The 17,450-nt window shown below is 66.8% G+C and carries 15 protein-coding genes; 8 read left to right on the top strand and 7 right to left on the bottom strand.

The features are described 5' to 3' along the window. Nucleotides 1-19 precede the first annotated feature (19 nt). Entirely contained in the window at nt 20-202 is a 183-nt protein-coding gene (locus GGQ64_RS06395; protein ID WP_183800728.1) for a hypothetical protein, read from the bottom strand. A 92-nt stretch (nt 203-294) separates the two neighbouring features. On the opposite strand from GGQ64_RS06395, the gene GGQ64_RS06390 reads away from it, so the two are divergent. From GGQ64_RS06390 to GGQ64_RS06380, 3 genes are all read left to right on the top strand, one after another. After that, complete coding sequence (locus GGQ64_RS06390) at nt 295-3,009, top strand: ABC transporter ATP-binding protein (protein ID WP_183800725.1); 2,715 nt, start codon at nt 295-297, stop codon at nt 3,007-3,009. 50 nt (nt 3,010-3,059) lie between these two features. Beyond that, the gene (locus tag GGQ64_RS06385; protein ID WP_183800722.1) at nt 3,060-3,521 is read left to right on the top strand and encodes a cyclic nucleotide-binding domain-containing protein; all 462 of its coding nucleotides are present in this window, start codon (nt 3,060-3,062) and stop codon (nt 3,519-3,521) included. A 433-nt stretch (nt 3,522-3,954) separates the two neighbouring features. Beyond that, nucleotides 3,955-4,872, top strand: a complete 918-nt coding sequence (locus GGQ64_RS06380; protein ID WP_246422375.1) for an MBL fold metallo-hydrolase — start codon at nt 3,955-3,957, stop codon at nt 4,870-4,872. Between the two features lie 28 nt (nt 4,873-4,900). Here GGQ64_RS06380 and GGQ64_RS06375 read toward each other — a convergent pair whose 3' ends face one another. Together GGQ64_RS06375 and GGQ64_RS06370 are read right to left on the bottom strand one after the other, a co-directional pair. Continuing rightward, complete coding sequence (locus GGQ64_RS06375) at nt 4,901-5,656, bottom strand: polysaccharide deacetylase family protein (RefSeq protein WP_425488490.1); 756 nt, start codon at nt 5,654-5,656, stop codon at nt 4,901-4,903. A gap of 11 nt (nt 5,657-5,667) precedes the next feature. Further along, nucleotides 5,668-6,765, bottom strand: coding sequence for a glycosyltransferase family 4 protein (locus GGQ64_RS06370; RefSeq protein WP_183800719.1), 1,098 nt, complete (start codon nt 6,763-6,765; stop codon nt 5,668-5,670). Nucleotides 6,766-6,991: 226 nt separating this feature from the next. Between GGQ64_RS06370 and GGQ64_RS06365 the strand changes: the two genes are divergently transcribed. Next, nucleotides 6,992-7,963, top strand: coding sequence for a polysaccharide lyase family 20 protein (locus GGQ64_RS06365; protein WP_425488495.1), 972 nt, complete (start codon nt 6,992-6,994; stop codon nt 7,961-7,963). 1,026 nt (nt 7,964-8,989) lie between these two features. Here GGQ64_RS06365 and GGQ64_RS06360 read toward each other — a convergent pair. Continuing rightward, nucleotides 8,990-9,952, bottom strand: coding sequence for a glycosyltransferase family 32 protein (locus tag GGQ64_RS06360; RefSeq protein WP_183800712.1), 963 nt, complete (start codon nt 9,950-9,952; stop codon nt 8,990-8,992). Nucleotides 9,953-10,304: 352 nt separating this feature from the next. Here GGQ64_RS06360 and GGQ64_RS06355 point away from each other — a divergent pair, with 352 nt between their 5' ends. Beyond that, nucleotides 10,305-11,141: a carbon-nitrogen hydrolase family protein gene (locus GGQ64_RS06355; protein ID WP_210300160.1), complete on the top strand. Its 837-nt coding sequence runs from the start codon at nt 10,305-10,307 to the stop codon at nt 11,139-11,141. Between the two features lie 45 nt (nt 11,142-11,186). On the opposite strand, the gene GGQ64_RS06350 is transcribed toward GGQ64_RS06355, so the two are convergent. After that, on the bottom strand, nt 11,187-12,023 hold the full coding sequence (locus tag GGQ64_RS06350; protein WP_183800706.1) for a hypothetical protein: 837 nt from the start codon (nt 12,021-12,023) through the stop codon (nt 11,187-11,189). A 205-nt stretch (nt 12,024-12,228) separates the two neighbouring features. Further along, nucleotides 12,229-12,738: a YcgN family cysteine cluster protein gene (locus GGQ64_RS06345; RefSeq protein WP_183800703.1), complete on the bottom strand. Its 510-nt coding sequence runs from the start codon at nt 12,736-12,738 to the stop codon at nt 12,229-12,231. A 237-nt stretch (nt 12,739-12,975) separates the two neighbouring features. Between GGQ64_RS06345 and GGQ64_RS06340 the strand changes: the two genes are divergently transcribed. From GGQ64_RS06340 to GGQ64_RS06330, 3 genes are all read left to right on the top strand, one after another. Next, nucleotides 12,976-15,138 carry a transglycosylase domain-containing protein gene (locus GGQ64_RS06340; protein WP_425488489.1) on the top strand — a complete coding sequence of 721 codons (2,163 nt, stop codon included), beginning with the start codon at nt 12,976-12,978 and terminating at the stop codon, nt 15,136-15,138. A gap of 604 nt (nt 15,139-15,742) precedes the next feature. Beyond that, nucleotides 15,743-16,330, top strand: coding sequence for a DUF1214 domain-containing protein (locus GGQ64_RS06335; protein WP_183800701.1), 588 nt, complete (start codon nt 15,743-15,745; stop codon nt 16,328-16,330). Then, a complete protein-coding gene (locus GGQ64_RS06330) occupies nt 16,323-16,883 on the top strand; it encodes a DUF1254 domain-containing protein (RefSeq protein ID WP_183800698.1) in 561 nt (186 codons plus the stop codon). Before GGQ64_RS06335 ends, GGQ64_RS06330 begins: the two co-directional genes overlap by 8 nt. A 170-nt stretch (nt 16,884-17,053) precedes the next feature. On the opposite strand, the gene GGQ64_RS06325 is transcribed toward GGQ64_RS06330, so the two are convergent. Further along, a complete protein-coding gene (locus GGQ64_RS06325) occupies nt 17,054-17,251 on the bottom strand; it encodes a hypothetical protein (RefSeq protein WP_183800966.1) in 198 nt (65 codons plus the stop codon). Nucleotides 17,252-17,450 lie beyond the last annotated feature (199 nt).

The following is a 17,450-nucleotide window of genomic DNA, read 5'->3' as shown; positions in this document are numbered from 1 at the left end:
GCGGCCTTGCATTCCCCGCCTACGGCCTTGCAATCAATGCAAAAACGCTTTTCACTGCATCATCGAGGCGGTGATTGCGCCGCATGCCGGCGGCGCAGGCGGAGGAACAGACGAATTTCTGGGCGATGAAACCGGGCCGTGTCGCCGGGCCGGCCTTTTCTGGAGCGTCGAGGATGACTATATCGCGGTTCGACGTCGCCATGGCGCGTTACTCATACAATGCGGATGCGAACTCCCCACCCCCGCGGGTTCGAAGCGTCCGGGTCCCCGTTTTCTCCACGGTCTGATCGGTTCATGGAAAAAGGACTAACCCACTACATCTGGACACACACGCGGCCGCAGCAGCTGTGGATCCTGTTCATCGTCGCCGTCTCGATGATCCCCTATTTCCTCTCGTTCGACCTGCCCAAGCAGATCGTCAACGGGCCGATCCAGGGCCAGGGCTTCGAGGGCGAGGCGGCGCGCCAGCTGTTCATGCGCATCGAATTCGGCCTGCCCTTCGTCGGCAACGTCGTGTTCTTCCCCGGCATCGAGCTGAACCGGCTGGAGATGCTGATCGCGCTGAGCCTGGTGTTTCTGGCGCTCGTGGTCGTCAACGGGCTCTTCAAGCTCTACATCAACACCTACAAGGGCCGGCTCGGCGAGCGGCTGCTGCGCCGCATCCGCTTCGAGCTGGTCGACCGCGTGCTGCGCTTTCCGCCCTCGCAGTTCAAGCGCATCAAGGGCGCGGAAATCTCCAGCATGATCAAGGACGAGGTGGAGCCGATGGGCGGCTTCACCGGCGACGCCTTCGTCGCGCCCGCGCTGCTCGGCGGCCAGGCGGCGACGGCGCTGTTCTTCATCTTCGTGCAGAACGTCTGGCTGGGGCTGATCGCCGGCATCATCGTCGCCGTGCAGGCGGTACTGATCCCGCGCATGCGCCGGCGGCTGCTGGTGCTCGGCCGCGAGCGGCAGCTGACGGCGCGCGAGCTGGCCGGGCGCGTCAGCGAGATCGTCGAGGGCATCAACACGATCCACGCCTACGACACATCGAACTTCGAGCGCGCCGACATCGCCGCCCGGCTCGGGCGGATCTTCAAGATCCGCTACGACCTCTACCAGTGGAAGTTCCTGGTCAAGTTCATCAACAACTTCCTCGCCTCCGTCACGCCGTTCCTGTTCTACCTGATCGGCGGCTACCTGGCGCTGCAGGGCCGGCTGGATATCGGCCAGCTCGTAGCCGTCATCGCCGCCTACAAGGACCTGCCCGGCCCGCTGAAGGAACTGATCGACTGGGACCAGGCGCGCCAGGACGTGCAGGTGAAATACAACCAGGTGGTCGAGCAGTTCAAGGTCGACAACCTCATCGATCCCGCGGTGCAGGAGGTGTCGACAGGCGAAGTCGCGCCGCTGGCCGGCGCGCTCGCCGTCGCCAACCTGACGCTTGCCGACGACAGCGGCGCGCACACGGTCGAGCATATCTCGGTGCAGTTCCCGCGCGGCGAATATGCCGCCATCATCGGCGGCGCGGCCGCCGGCGGCGACACTCTGGCCGAAGCGATCGGCCGCTCGGTCTGGCCGGAAAGCGGGCGCATCGCGCTCGGCGACGCCGACCTGTTCGGCCTGCCCGAATCCGTCGTCGGGCGGCGCATCACCTATGTCTCCTCGGACGCCTACTTCTTCTACGGCACGCTGCGCGACAACCTGCTCTACAGCCTCAAGCACGCGCCGCTGCGCGAGCCGGAATACGAGGACGCCCATGCCAGCTTCCGCAAATGGGAGATCACCGAGGCGCGGATGGCCGGCAATCCGGACCATGACATCGAGAGCGACTGGATCGACTACGAGGCCGCCGGCGCCACCGGGCCCGAAGACCTGTTCGCCTCGGTCACCGCCGTGCTCGACAGCGTCTACCTGACCAAGGACATCCTCGAGCTGGCGCTGCGCTCGTCGGTCGATCCGCTCACCCACGAGGAACTGACGAGCCATATCGTCAAGCTCCGCCACACCTTCCGCGACGAGCTCGACAAGGCGGGCCTTTCCAACCTCGTCGTGCCGTTCGAGCCGGACCGCTACAACATCGAGGCCACCGTCGGCGAGAACCTCCTGTTCGGCACCGCCATCGGCGAGCAGCTGGTCGGCCGGGCGATCGGCCGCAACGCCTATTTCCGCGAGGTGGTCGGCCGCAGCGGCCTCGACCGGATGCTCTACCAGATGGGCTACGAGATCGCCGAGAACGCCGTCGAACTCTTCGCCGGGCTGCCGCCGGACCATCCGTTCTTCCAGCAGCTGACCTTCATGACGCCCGACGACATCCCGATGTACCAGCAGCTGCTGCAGAAGCTGAAGGGCAAGGATTTCGCCGAGACGACGGACGAGGACAAGCATAACATCATCCGCCTCAGCTTCGCCTATATCGAGCCGCGGCACCGCTTCGGCCTTTTGACCGACGAACTGATGAAGACCATCGTCGACGTCCGGCTCGCCTTCCACGAAGGTCTTCCGGAGAGCCTGAAAGGCGCGATCGACCGCTACGATCCGCACAGCTACATGCCGTCCGCCAGCCTGATGGACAACGTGCTGTTCGGCCGCGTCAGCCACCGCCACGCCGACGGGCCGGAGCGGGTGCGCACCATGGTGATCGCGCTGCTCAGCGAACCCGGCCTCTACGACCAGGTGCTGTCGATCGGCCTGGAATTCAACCTCGGGGCCGGCGGGCGCAGGCTCACCCAGGTGCAGCGCCAGAAGCTCAACCTGGCCCGCGCGCTGCTGCGCCGGTCGGACTACTACATCTTCAACCGGCCGCTGCCGGCGCTGGACGGGCGCACCCAGGAACAGATCTGCCGCAACGTGCTGACCCTGGTGAGAGACAACAACGACAAGAATACCTCGATCATCTGGGTGCTGACCAACACGACCCTGACCGACCTGTTCGACCGGGTGCTGATCTTCGACAAGGGCCGGCTCGTCGGCGACGGAAAGCACGCCGAACTTGCGGACAACGCGACATTCAGGGAATTGGTGTCATAATGTCATAATATGGCTAAACTGCCAGACGACCGAGGGGACGGACGAAGACGATGCTTTTGAAAGACGAGGTACAGATGTTGCGGCGGGTGCCGCTGTTTTCCGGCGTGGACCCGACGAAGCTGAAGCTTCTCGCCTTCACCTCGGACAGGGTGCACTATGCCGCCGGCGAGATCCTGTTCCGGCAGGGCGACAACGGCGATGCCGCCTATGTCATCCTCACCGGCCGCGCCGACATCCTGGTGGAGGCGCCCGGCGGGCAGATCAAGGTCGCCGAGGTGGAGAACAACTCCATCGTCGGCGAGATCGCGATCCTGTGCGACGTCTCGCGTACGGCCACCGTCAAGGCCAGCACCAACCTCGAAGCCCTGCGCATCAGCAAGGAGCACTTCCTGAAGCTCCTGACGGATTTCCCCGAGATGACCATCGAGATCATGCGGGAACTCGCAAGCCGCCTGAGCCGCACGACGATGGAACTCACCGACGAACGATCCCGCGCAAGGAAGTCCGACTGAGCGCATTCCCCGCCCTTCTTCAGCCTGCAAAAACCGGGCGCTGCCGGCGCTCCGGCAGGTCGGGAACGTTTTCCACTGCCGGACGTTTCAGCGGGAGGCAGGAGAATGGCGCGCGGGACGTGCGGTCTCGGCCCCGGGAAGGCATAAATCCCGCGTGGCAACTTCGTCCTCGCAAAACAGTTTCATATTCGCTAGGCTTGAGAGACCAAGCGTACCTCGGGTGCAAGCGGAAACTATGGAAGGTTAGTGCGACGAATGCTCGAATGAACCCGATTTTCCGGTCCCAGTTTGCGCGGGGTCAAAAACTTCCTTCCGACACCCTATATGATACAGTGTCAGGTGCGAAGAAGATCGAGGCGCCAACGACCGGGTCGAGCATCCGACACTCTAGGACTTTCGCCTTGCCGGGCGAACTGGAAGAGGTCAGGCAGACATGAACATGATTGGAAGGCCGCCGCATTCGAACCACAAGACCGCAGGGCCCCGCCGGCTCAGGCAGAGCAACGGCGCAAAGGGCGTGCTGACGGTCAAGTTCTGGGGCACGCGCGGTAGCATTCCGGTCTCTGGCGAAGAGTTCAGCCGCTACGGCGGCAACACGGTCTGCATCGAGATGCGCTGCGGCGACGAGGTGCTGCTGTTCGACGCCGGCTCCGGCATCACGCCCGCGGGCTTCGCGATGAAGGCCGAAGGGACGAAGAAGGTCGACCTGTTCTTCAGCCACTGTCACTACGACCACATCATCGGGCTTCCCTATTTCAAGCCGCTCTACAATCCCGATTGCGACGTCAAGATCTGGTCCGGGCACCTCGCCGGCCAGATGTCCACCTGCCAGATGGTGCAGGAATTCATGAGCCCGCCGTGGTTCCCCGTCGGTCCGAAGGTGTGCCGCGCGCACCTGAACTACGGCGACTTCCACGCCGGCGACGTGCTGGAGCCGCGCAAGGACGTCAAGGTCCATACCGGCAACCTGAACCATCCGGGCGGCGCAATCGGCTACCGGGTCGAATGGGGCGGCCGGGCGGTGGCGGTAATCACCGACACCGAGCACGAGCCGGGCGTCCTCGACGCCGAAGTGCTGAAGCTGATCAAGGACGCCGATCTCTTCATCTACGACGCCTGCTACGTCGATGCGGAAATGGAGACGTTCAAGGGCTACGGCCACTCCACCTGGCAGCAAGCCGTCCGCCTCGCCCGGGCCGCCAACGCAAAGGCCGTCGCCTTCATGCACCACGCCCCCTGGCGCACCGACGCGGAGCTGCAGGAGATCGACAGGCAGGCCGCCGCCGAATTCCCGAACGCCTATTCGGCCCGCGACGGGCAGGTGGTGGAACTGGTCGCCATCGACGCGTAAACGTCACGTTTGCCGCGAGGCGCCCGCGCTATCCGACAAGCTCCGAGAGCCGAACCCACCGGCAGGCCGGATGCCGGGCCGTCCTTTCGAACAGTTCCTGCAGAAAGCGCCAGACGGCTTCGTCATGGACGAGGTGATGGGTCAGGAGGCCGAGCGTCCCCTCGCCGCTTTCGATGGCCTTCAGGCGCGCCACCATTTCGCCCACGAGAAGTCCCGTGTCCCGGCCGCCGCGCGTGCCGTGCCAGTCGATCACATCGACATGGGTGTTGACCGACGCGATCCCGAGGTTCCTCTCAGGGCCGAAGACCGACAGCGCGCGAAAGCCAATGCCGCCGAGACGGGGTACGAGCGCCGGATCGATGCGGTTCCACGGCGGCACCAGCACCGGCACGAAGCGGGGCCCAAAGAGTTGCGCCAGGTTCGAGACGCCACGCTGCAGCGAGGACAGCACGACCCCGGCCGGGCGATGGGCGCCGAGTTCCTGTTTCTTCTGCCCCGGCGGCGCGAAATTCTCGTGCGACCAGCCGTGCACGGCGACCTCGGCATCGGGTGCTGCCGCGAGCCTGCGGGCGAGCGCCGCGCCGGTGAAGGCGGGGATGACCGCAAGCGCCACCGGCACGGCATGGCTTGCCGACAGGGCCAGCAGGCGCTCGAGCGCCTCCGTCGGCTCCACCGCGTCGTCGTCGCGAAGCCAGAAGCGCACGACCCGCCCGGTGCGCGCCCAGGCATCCAGCTCGTCGGTCAGCGGCGCCCATTCGGCGTCTGTCATCTCTGCGTCTGTCATCTCTGCGCCTGTCATGGGCGTCCCCTCACGTATCGGCGCAGAATCTCGTCGAGGCGGCGCGCGGCGCGCTCGAGCGAGCATTCCTCGATAACGAAACGACGCGCGGCAACGGCCATGTCCTGCCGCATCGCATCGTCCGTCAGCATCCGTTCCAGCGCTGCGGCATAGGCGTCCACGTCGCCCGGCGGCGTGAGCAGCCCGGTGACGCCGTGGCGGACCACCTCCGGCACGCCGGCTGTCGCTTGGGCGACGACCGGCAGGCCGGCCGCCTGCGCCTCCAGATAGGCGAGCCCATAGGCCTCGCCGGTGCCGGGCCAGGCATAGACGGCGGATGCGCCGAGGATAGCTGCGATCTCGGCTGTGCCGCGCTCGCCGTGCCAGGCGATCCGCCCGCCTTCCATCGCCGAAAACAGCGCCTCCACCTCGCCGCGCAACGCGCCGTCGCCTGCGACCGCGAGCGTCCATGGCAGGTGCCGCAGGCGGGCAAGGGCCGCCGCCAGCATGCGATAGCTCTCCATCTTGTCGCCGGGCCGCATCATCGCGACGGCGACGAGCGCATGCCGCTTCGGGGCGGGATCGGCGGCCACGAAGGGCGACGGATCGATGAACGGCTGCAGCAGGGCGTAGCGCCCGTCCGGGATGGCGGCTGCGAGGCCGTCGCGGTCGCGGCGGGTCAGGCAGATGTTGACCGCAGCCTGGCCGATCGTCTGCGCCAGCCGCTGCTGGTTTTCCGCCCACAGGCCCTGGTTGCGGCGGTTCGAATAGGAGGCTTCGGCGGTCACGTAGGCGAGCCCGAAGCGGCGGGCGAGTTCCGGGCCGATCAGGTCGGGCGCCTTGTAATAGGGATGGTAGCAGAACCAGGCATCGGGCGCCCCGCCCGCCGCCTGCCAGAGCGCAGACAGCCGCTCGACCTCCGCGCCGGCCGCCTGCTCGATCGCCGCTCTCCCCTCGCCGTCCGGGCCGGCGGTGAAGCTGCGCAGATGCGAGGCGACCGCGACCTCGTGCCCCGCCCGCGCCAGCGCATCGATCAAAAGCCGCGCCATCAGCCGGTCCCCCGAGGGGACGGGATGGTCCGGCGATTTCAGCGGCGAATAGAAGGCGATCTTCATGTCCGATGGTTTAGAGCCATTGATTGCCAAAGGGAAGCCGTCCTGCCGGCCGCGGGTCGGCTAACGTCTTGAAATCCGGAAACGATCCTCTCGCAAATTTGATAGGCTGCAAGCAATTTATGCGCTAGTTATTCCTGTCCGGGCCACCCGGACGCCCGGACACGCAACCAATTGCAATCCCGATCCGACCGTCGCCTTGCGCCCTGTCAGAGAGCCCGCCATGACCCTGTCCCTTATCCGCCGCCTCCTTGCCGTTGTCGCCCTTCTTGGCGCGGCCCTTCCCGCCACAGCCGAAGACGGGGCCTCGCGCAAGCTGCATGACGGCTTCGACGGCACCGGCTTTGCCGAGACCGGCGGGCTCTACTATCGCGAGAACGCCGAGCAGAAGGCGGGAACCGCGGTCTTCCAGAGCGCGGTGAAGAAGGTCGGCACCGGTGCGCTGGAGCTCAGCGTCCGCCCGCACTGCAAGCCCGACAGCGAGGGTTGCAGCGAAAGGGCCGAGATCTGGGAAGAGACGGCGCTGCGGGTGCCCTATGACCAGGGCGTCTGGTTCGGCTTTGCGGTGAAGTTCGGCGATCCGGTCCCACAGGACGACCACCGCTACCTGATCGCGCAGTGGAAGCGCGAGATCGGCCCGGATGCCGAGGGCGACTTCAGCCCGTTCCTGGCGCTCAGGCTCGACAACGGCCGGCTGTTCGCCACGATCGAGAGCAACTACCAGCCAAGCACGGAGGCTGCCTCGGAGGGCGGCGTTTCCACCTGCCCGGCCGGGCAGGCGCCGGTCTGGCTGCGCCCGGAGGCCAACCAGATGCGCTCGCTCATCGCCCACGACGCGCAATGGCGGGCCAAGGACGACGGCGGCATCTTTCCCAGCTGCACCGACAAGCTGACCCTGACCAGCCGTGGAAACCCGCTGCCTGCGCCCGATTCCGGCTGGATCGACTTCGCCATCTATTCGCATCCCGGCCCGGACGGGGACGGGCATGTCGAGCTCTTCGCCAACGGCCGGTGGATCGTCACCGCCAAGGGCTTCATCGGCCACAAGGACCAGGGCCTGGGCGAGAACCAGTATTTCAAGTTCGGCCCCTACCGCGCCGCCGGCGACGGCCAATGGACGCTCTACTACGACGACTTCCGCCGCTCGCCCGACTGCATCGACGTGCTCCGCGACGAGGCGGCGTGTGCGTTGGTGCAGTGATCTCGAAGCGCGGGTGGTGGCGGCCACGGGGAGGAAGAGCCCGCGACTGCCGGCAACCATTTTCGCCGTGGGAGAAGCACGGCGTCGCGCGGCACATCCGGCGGCTTTCGGGAACGCATAGCAGCCAGCCGTTCACCCAAATTCGAAAGAAGGGGCTCTTCTGGAAGTGATAAGATTTGCGTGCGGTTGGCCGCTAACGTGTTCGTGTTTTTAACTGGACAAGGCTCCATAGCCTTTCGGCGTCTGCCGGAGAAAAAGCCCGCCACGGTGCGAAATACTTGCCACCGGCTTGCATGTTCATAACCAGATGTCTCTGGGTTCTGTTGGCCCGTTTTACCGCGGACCAAGGTGTTTGCAGCGACACGCCCGTCGCGTCTGATATCTCGATTCCAGTCTGATCCGCTGTGTAGGAGACAATCTTGTTTTGCACGGGAAGCCTCATGAATCGCATAGCACTGAGGAGCGGTATCGATAAGGCGATGATGGCTAGAAGTGGTAGCATCTGCCACCCTCCGTCGCGAAGCGTCAGGTAGACTGCTTGGCCCGGATCGCTCCAAATCGGCGCAATGCCACTGACAGAATAATAAAAGACACAGAAAGCGACCTGCATTAAAAGCAACAGCGCTAGAACCGTGATCACCCGGGGCCGACAAGGCTCAAGTCGTCACCCAAAGTGAGAGTGGTTTTTCCGGTGATCAGTTCTGTTTTGGGCTCATTCATAGGTAGCTTGCCTCCATGGTGGCACACTTCACCAAAATGATCGCAATATGCCGGATCCACCTGAAGTGGCAAGCCGAGTCGTTTCGCGCCCCCCTCTCCCCGCACGCGGTCCCGCGCACTCCCTCTTCTCCCCATCGGGGAGAAGTGCCGAGCAACAGCGAGGCGATGAGGGGGTTGCCGCGAACGCAACCGCCTGCGGGAAGCCCCCTCATCCGGCGCTTCGCGCCACCTTCTCCCCGCTGGGGAGAAGAGGGAGCAAGCGGCAAGGGCGGGATGAACGCTGCCCGAGGTTGAGCGCCGCGCCTCCTACCAGGGCTTCCAGGCGACCAGCAGGCCGCCGTCCTCGCGCTCGGCCTCGTCGCACAGCGCAAGGACGTCCTCGATCGGTGCGCGGCGAGGGAGCGTGCCGGCGACGAGGGCGGCGTCGGCGATCGTGACGGCGCCGCCGCGGCAGACGACGGTGAAGAGCAGCGGGCCGGTGGACCACCAGGCCGGCGCGCCCGGAAGGGCGGCTGCGGCCTGCGGAAGGGCTTCGAGGATGCGGCCGAAGACGGGATGGCCTGCCGGGGCCGCGATGAAGGAATTGGCCAGAAGCAGGCTGCCGGAGCCGGTGTCGCGCGGGATATCCTCCGCCAGCACCGAGAGCCCGGTGAGCGGCAGGACCGCGTCGAAGGCGACATCGCGGCGGGCGGGATACCAGTCGCAATCGAGATAGATGCCGCCGAAGCGTTGAAGGATCAGGTAGCGGGCGACGTCGACTGCGCCCGGCAGGTCGCCGGTCGCAAGCATCGTGCGGAAGACCGGATGGCCGTCGATGCCCAGCGCACCGAGATCGGCCTCGCGCCAGAGACGGTATTCATAGCCGTGCCGCGCGGCATGGTCGGCCCAGGCGGCGGTGGCCTCCGGCAGGGCGGCCGTTCCGATCCAGACCTGGTGCAGCACATGCGGGACGGGCTTTCGGCCGGCATCGGCGATCGCGCGGCGCTCTGCGGCGGAGAAGCGGCCGAACGGTGCAAGCAGGCCGGGCGGCGGAACGAGCGTGTACTGATAGCCGATGCGGGCGATCGGGTCTCCCCGGCGCTTGGCCACCTTGAGGAAGGCCGAGTGCAACGGCCGCGGCAGGCCGAGCACGGTTGCCGGGCCGAGCACGCCGTTCTCCGGGTCGGCGGCGATCGCGTCGAGAATCGCGAGCGCGGCATCGAAGCACCCCTCCTCGCGCAAGGCCTCGGCCTGCCGCAGACGCGCCTTCAAGCTTTCCCGTTTCGTCATGCCTCTCGCTCCCGAACGCCCCATGGCGACCGCAAGGCCCCCGTATTGGGCTAGCGCGGAACGCCGACGGCCGTCAACGGCAGGCAGTCCCGGGCGGGGCACCGACACAGGGCAATCGCATGCGGCGCGACCCCCTCTGGCCTGCCGGCCATCTCCCCCACAAGAGGGGAGAAAACCCGCGGCACTCGTCCACACGAATGGAGCCGCGGCCGCGCAACTGGGTTAAGCCCTCCCCCTAGTGTGGAGGGGGCTTCATTCATAGGCGATTGCCCCGGCCGCCGGCGCAATTTCCGGTTTCATGTCGCAGCGTTCGCATCGACAATGCGAGTCGCACAGACAGGAGGTGCCCGCCTTGAAGATTGCCGCAGCACAGACCACCGTTTCCGCCTCCCTCGCCGCCAACGGGGAAGCCATACGCGGCATGATCGCGGCGGCAGCAGCGGAAGGCGCGCGGCTGGTGCATTTCTGCGAGGGCGCGCTGTCCGGATACGCCAAGGCCCAGATCGGCCATCCCGAGGCGTGGTCGGCCTTCGACTGGGAGGCACAGGAAACCGAGCTTCGCGCGATCGCCGCCCTTTGCCGGCGGCTGCGGATCTTCGCAGTCGTCGGCGGTGCGCATCGCCTCTCGGGGCCCTACCCGCCACACAACAGCCTCTACGTCCTGTCCGACGCCGGCGAACTCGTGACGCGCTACGACAAGCGCTATCTCTCGAACAGCGAGCTTCAGGGCTGGTACACGCCGGGGACCGAGGCGATCTCCTTCGACGTCAACGGCTACCGGTTCGGCTGCGCGATCTGCATCGAATCGCAGTTCTTCGAGGTGTTTTCCGGCTACGAGCGGCAAGGCGTCGATGCCGTGCTGTTCTCCTCCTACGGCATCCCCGGCCGTTTCCAGATCGCGCTCAGGGCGCATGCGGGGCTCAACTGCATCTGGATCAGCGCGGCGACGCCGGCACAGGTCGCAGACCGCGGACCGGCCGGCATTATCGGGCCCGACGGGAAAAGCATGGCGCTCTGCCCGCAATCGCCGCAACCCGCGCTGGTGACGGCGGTGCTGGACCGCGACGACCCGGCCTACGACATCGCGCTCAACAAGGCGCGCCCGTGGCGCAGGCAAGCCCGGCAGGGCGACATCTACCGGGAAAAGTGCCACGACGACGCCCGGAGCCGACGGAGGGACGGATTCTGAAACAGAGGCGGGGCGAGCACGCGCCCCGCCGGTTTCTGGCAAGCCTCAGCGCCGGCCGCCGTGGCCGCGCTTCGGCGTCAGGTAGCGTTCAATGATCTCCCGCTGGCCCGGTTCCAGTACGGCTTCGAGCGCGCTCTTTGCCGTCTTCAGCCGTTCGGCCTTCGCCGCCCGGTCCTCCACGCGTAGGATCACGCGGTCGAGGAAATCGAAGCCGGAGGGCCGGCCGCGACCGAGGCGGGGGCCATCGGGACGCGTCACCTGCTCGGCCGTGCCGGAGGCAGGAGGCTGCGCGCCGGAAGCAGGTGGCTGCGCACCGGCCGCATCGCCCGGTGCCGCCTGCTGGCCGGCGGGCACGTCGCCTGCGCTCATGTCGTCCATCTGGCCTTCCATCGGCATGCCTTCGCCGGGACCGCCGGCGGCATCGTCATCCATCGTGCCCGGTCCGCCGGGCCGGCCGCGGTGCGGCATGGGGGTGGCGAAATCGACGAGGGCTGCGGTGAAGCTGCGCCAGGCGTCGAGTTGTGCCGTCTTGATGCCGGCTGCGACCTCGGCTGCGGCAAGGCGCGTCGCCAGCCGCTCGCCCGACCACTGGTGGTGCCAGCGATGGCCGCGGTCGCGGTCCCGGTCACCGTCGCCATCGCGATCGTGCCGGTAGCCGCGACGGTCGCGGTCCATGCCACGGTCCATGTGGCCGCGATCCATGCGGGCTTCCCGTTTCGAGGCATCCTGTCCGCGCTCGCCGGTGACGGCCGGCGGCGAGCCGCCATCCTGCGCCATCGCCGGCAGCGCGCCTGCCATGGGCAGCGCCAGCGGCAGGGCGAGCGCAAGCACCAGCGCCTTGCGCAACGCCCTGGAACGGGTCTGAAGAGTGTCGGTTATCATTTTGTTTCTCCTTGGCATTCGTCCCTACGTGGAGAAACATAGGAGCCGCCCGTGACCGCTCTAGGGCTTGCAGATGACGAAAGGCATGGCCGTGATGACTTTTGCGTGATCGCCGCGGGCAAGGCGGGGAGAACCGCAACTGCGGCTGGCAGGCGCCACGGAACCGGTCAGGGCCGGCACGGGTCGAACGAGGACGCAGCGGATGCTAGCGGTTGCCCGTCTTGCCCACTTCCAGCGGCCAGGTGACGAGATAGTCCTCGAAGTCCTCGACGTCGATGCCCACTTCGTCCACGGTGCGGCCGCGGGCGGAGATCCCGGCCTGGTGCACGGTCTGCGGATCGCCGGAGACGAGCGGATGCCACCAGTAGAGGTCGTGGCCGTCGCGGACCAGGCGGTAGGCGCAGGTGGGCGGCAGCCAGCTGATCTCGGCCACCGACTTCACCGTCAGGCGGATGCAGTCCGGCACGGTCGCCTGGCGGTTTTCGTAGTCCTTGCAGCGACAGCTCTCGTCGTCGAGCAGCTGACAGCGGATCGAAGTCCAGACGATCTCGCCGGTGGCCCAGTCCTCGAGCTTGTTGAGGCAGCACAGCCCGCAGCCGTCGCACAGGCTCTCCCATTCGCCGCCCGACATCTCGGAAAGCGTCTTGGTCCGCCAGAAGGGCAGCTCGTTACCGTCGGCAACGGGGGCCTTCTTCACCTCGTTCTGCGCGCTCATGCCCGTCCACTGGACCTCACGGGCCAAAAGGTCAAGCAAAAGCGCGCTCACAGACATGCAAAGCTGGATTTCCGGGAGATGTCCCGGCCGCCACTGTGTCCTGCGCGCAAGCCTTCGCGACAACGTGAACGCGGCCGCAACGGAACGGAAACCCTGTTGTTTTATCCATGGCGATAGCCTGATATCGTCTTTTAGAGATCGCGCGCCCCGGGCTTGCGCGCATGAGGATGAACCGCCGTGCAGGACAACCGTCTGGACGCCCCGGAGCCTGAGCAGAAGCCGCGCCGCCGCAAGCGCCACATCCTTTTGCGGATCGACAGCTGGATCGACAGCACCATCTGGAACGCCGGCTTCCGGCTGGCGGAGATCTGGGAGGAGATCACCATCTTCTTCCGCCGCTTCCAGATGAAGGGCTGGAAGCGGGCGGTGTTCGAGATCGCCGGCGAAGGCATGAACCTGGGCGCGGCCGGCTTCGTGCTGCTTCTGGCGCTCGCCTTGCCGGCCTTCGAGGAGACGAAGGGCAACTGGCGCAACCAGAGCGACTTCGCCGTCACCTTCCTCGACCGCTACGGCAACGAGATCGGCCATCGCGGCATCATCCACGAGGATTCCGTACCGATCGACGAGCTGCCGGACCACCTGATCAAGGCGGTGCTGGCGACCGAGGACCGGCGCTTCTTCGACCATTTCGGCATCGATTTCCTCGGCCTTGCCCGCGCCATGACGGAGAATGCGCGTGCCGGCGGCGTCGTGCAGGGCGGCTCGACGCTGACGCAGCAGCTCGCCAAGAACCTGTTCCTCAACAACGAGCGCACGATCGAGCGCAAGATCAAGGAGGCTTTCCTGGCGGTGTGGCTGGAGGCGAACCTTTCGAAAAAGGAGATCCTGCGGCTCTATCTCGACCGCGCCTACATGGGCGGCGGCACGTTCGGCGTGGCTGCGGCCTCGCAGTTCTACTTCGGCAAGGGCGTCACCGATGTCGATCTCGCCGAATCCGCCATGCTGGCCGGCCTGTTCAAGGCCCCTGCCCGCTACGCGCCGCACGTCAACCTGCCGGCCGCGCGCGCCCGCGCCAACGAGGTGCTGACCAACCTCGTGCAGGGTGGGCTGATGTCGGAGGGCCAGGTGATCGCCGCGCGGCGGAATCCTGCGAGCGTCATCGACCGGCAGGAGCGGACCGCGCCAGACTTCTTCCTCGACTGGGCCTTCGACGAGGTCCAGCGCATCGCCCGTCCCTTTGCCCAGCATTCGCTGATCGTGCGCACCACGATCGACCCCGGCCTGCAGGCGGCCGCCGAAGAGGCGGTCGAGACCGGCTTGCGGCAATATGGCGAGAGCTTCCACGTCAAGCAGGGCGCGCTGGTGATGATCGAGAACGGCGGACCGGTGCGCGCCATGGTCGGCGGGCGCGACTACGGTGAAAGCCAGTTCAACCGCGCCACCAAGGCACTGCGCCAGCCGGGCTCCTCGTTCAAGGTCTATACCTATGCGGCGGCGATGGAGAAGGGCAAGACGCCGGAGGACACCATCGTCGATGCGCCGATCACCTGGCGCGGCTGGTCGCCGCAGAACTACGGTCGCAGCTATGCCGGCCGGGTGACGCTGATGTCGGCGATCGCCCGGTCGATCAACACCGTCCCGGTCCGCCTCGCCAAGGATTATCTCGGCACCGAGGCGATCGCCCATATGGCGAAGGCCATGGGGGTGGAAACGCCGATCCGCACCGACAAGACGATGCCGCTCGGCACCTCGGAGGTCACCGTGCTCGACCAGGCGACCGCCTATGCCGTCTTTCCGGCGGGCGGGGTGCAGTCGCGCCGGCACGGCATCACCCAGATCCTGAACTATGACGGCGACATCCTCTACGACTTCTCCCGCGACGCGCCGCCGGCCGAACGCGTGCTTTCGGAGCGGGCCAATGCCGACATGAACCGCATGCTCGTCAACATCCCGGTCAACGGCACCGCCCGCAAGGCGGCGCTCAACGCAGGCATCGTCACGGGCGGCAAGACGGGGACGACCCAGGCCTACCGCGACGCCTGGTTCGCCGGCTTCACCGGCAACTACACGACCGCCGTCTGGTTCGGCAACGACGACTACACCTCGACCAACAACATGACCGGCGGCTCGCTGCCGGCGATGACCTTCAAGCGGCTGATGGACTACGCCCACCAGGGCATCGAGCTGCGGGCGATCCCCGGCATCGAGAACCCGCTGCCCGGCCCGCAGGCACTCGCCGAAGCCACCGCTGCCGCCGAACAGCAGCCCGAAAACGCCCTGCCGGCACTGGTCCGGCCGCGCTCGCTCTCGGTGGGCGTGACGAGGCTGCTGCGCACCATTGCGAAGGACCTGAACGAGGCCAAGCCGCTCAAGGCCGACGGGCGCGTGGCGGCGTTGTAGGGGACGCCACGCTTTCCGTAAGGGGCAAGGTAGCACTCCGTCGGCGATCTGCATGTGGATCCGGGGCAGAGAAACCGTCTGCCACCCCCCTCTGCCCTGCCGGGCATCTCCCCCTCAAGGGGGGAGATCGGGTGTGGCACGGCCCCGGCTCAAGCAGGCGCCGGCGATCTGGACCTCCGCATCTCTGCCTCCCCGCCTCTGCGATCTCCGCCCCAGTGATCTCCGCCTGAGTGACCTCAGCCTCAGAAACGCTTGGTGCGGGAGCCGTGCGGACACCTCCCTCATATGAAAGTCCCCTCCCCAACCCCTCCCCACAAGGGGGAGGGCTACGTGCGGCAATGCCTCCCTCCGCTAAGGCGGCAGGCTCTCGCTTCCAGCCGATCTCCCCCTTGAGGGGGAGATGCCCGGCAGGGCAGAGGGGGTGGAGCGCGGCAGGACGAGGATGGGCATATTCGATACACCCACCCACGCCTGCGATTGTCCCGCCTCACGTTGCGTTTGGCATCGATTTTCGCAGCGGAATCATGCAATGCTCCGTGCCGAAGCCCTCGCCGCGACCTCACATTCGTGGCGATCCGCTCGCGTATCCAACCGGTAGGCCGATTTGTTCCGTATTCCGCTTCTCGTCGCCCTTGCTCTCGCCATCACCTTCGGCCTCGGCACGGCATCGGCCGTCTGGGCGCTGAAGGCGACGATCGGGTTCGGGTCGATCGCGCTCGGTCCCTGGCACGCCTTTCCCGACGCCCAGACGGCCGGCGCGGACCCCTATGCCAAGGCCCACCGCGCCCGCGACGGCGCGCTCTTGTTCGGCAGCGCCGAGGGCCTGATCTTCCGCGCCGCCCAGGACAGCGGCGGCAACGCGCTTTCCGGCCGCTGCGCCTACGACATTGTCGGGCTGACGCCCCCTGCCCGGCTGTGGACGCTGCACGCGAGCACGCCAGACGGCCGGCCGGTGGCGCTGGCACCCGGCATGCCGGCCGGGCTGAATTCCTGGACGACGCTGCGCGAGGCGGACGGCAGGATCGTCGTCCACGTCGCCCCAACCGCGCAGCCCGGAAACTGGCTTTCGATCGCACCGGGCCAGCCGTTCCGCCTGGTGATGACGCTGCTCGACACGCCGACCGCCGGCAGTTCCGGCGTCATCGACCTTTCGATGCCGTCGATCAAGCGGACGGGATGCGCCGATGCGTAGCATCCTCTTTACGATCCTCGTCGGGCTGGTGGGGGCTGCCGCCCTCCACATCCTGATCATCCTCGCCGTGCCCTACTTCACCGGCAACGACGCCTACACCCGGATCGCCGACCTCGGCGAACCGCTGCGCTTTTATCCGCTGCCGAACACGGCTGCGAGCCGCGGCGGACTGATCAACGACGATCCGGGCATGCGGGTCGGGGCTTGCGCGTTTTCGGTCGGCGAGGCCCCGGTGCGGCTCTATGCGCCGGCCGGCGTGCCGTTCTGGTCGGTCGGGGTGTTCGACAGCTCGGCCAACGAGGTGTTCAGCATGAACGACCGGACGGCGGTGGCCGGCGCGCTCGACGTCGTCGTCGCCACGCCGATCCAGCTCAACGCCATCCGCAAGGCGCTGCCGGCAGCCCTTGCCCAGTCGATCCTGGTGGAGATGCCGGTCGACGACGGCTATGCAGTGCTACGCACCTTCGTGCCGACCGCGACGATGGACGAGGCGGCCCGCGCCTTCCTCGGCAATGCCGGCTGCGAGGCGATCGACGAGAGTACGATCGAATAGATCGCAGCCTTCGGCCAATCTCTGGAATATTGTGGAATTTCAGTATCCGGCACGCACGACGGCGAAGGATATCGCCGAGCGTACATCGTCCGCCCGCGTGGGCCTGCGCCGTGCCTGCAAGACGGCCATCGACCACCACGGCACGGGGGCCGTGGCCGCCGCGGCCTTGCCTAGCGGCAGGCGTCCTTGCCCGGCTTCGGGTTCGGTCGCCGCCGGCTTGCGCGCGCTTCGGCGGCGACGAGCGCCGGGGTCAGCCGTTCGTAGCGGACGCCGGTGAAGAAGAGCACGGCGGCCGGGGCCTCGTGCCACACCTTCGCGCGCTGCGGCTTGCGCGACAGTCGTTCCTGAATTCGTACCACGTCTGCCATTCTCGCCTCCTAACAAGAACCGAGACGGATGAAGTACTGCACTAATCTCATCCTGCCCGCTTTACGGGCCAGTGCCACCGGATCCGTCCGGGGCTGCGGTTTCATACGCTGGACCTTAACACCACAACCGGACCTTGAACGGCAACAGGGCTGCAAAGGTTTCCCGATTGGGGAAAAGTTCTTCCAGCTGCCGTCCCGC

The organism is Mycoplana azooxidifex (assembly GCF_014196765.1).
GTDB classification, from domain to species: Bacteria; Pseudomonadota; Alphaproteobacteria; order Rhizobiales; family Rhizobiaceae; genus Mycoplana; species Mycoplana azooxidifex.
This window is presented reverse-complemented; position numbering and strand designations above follow the sequence as displayed.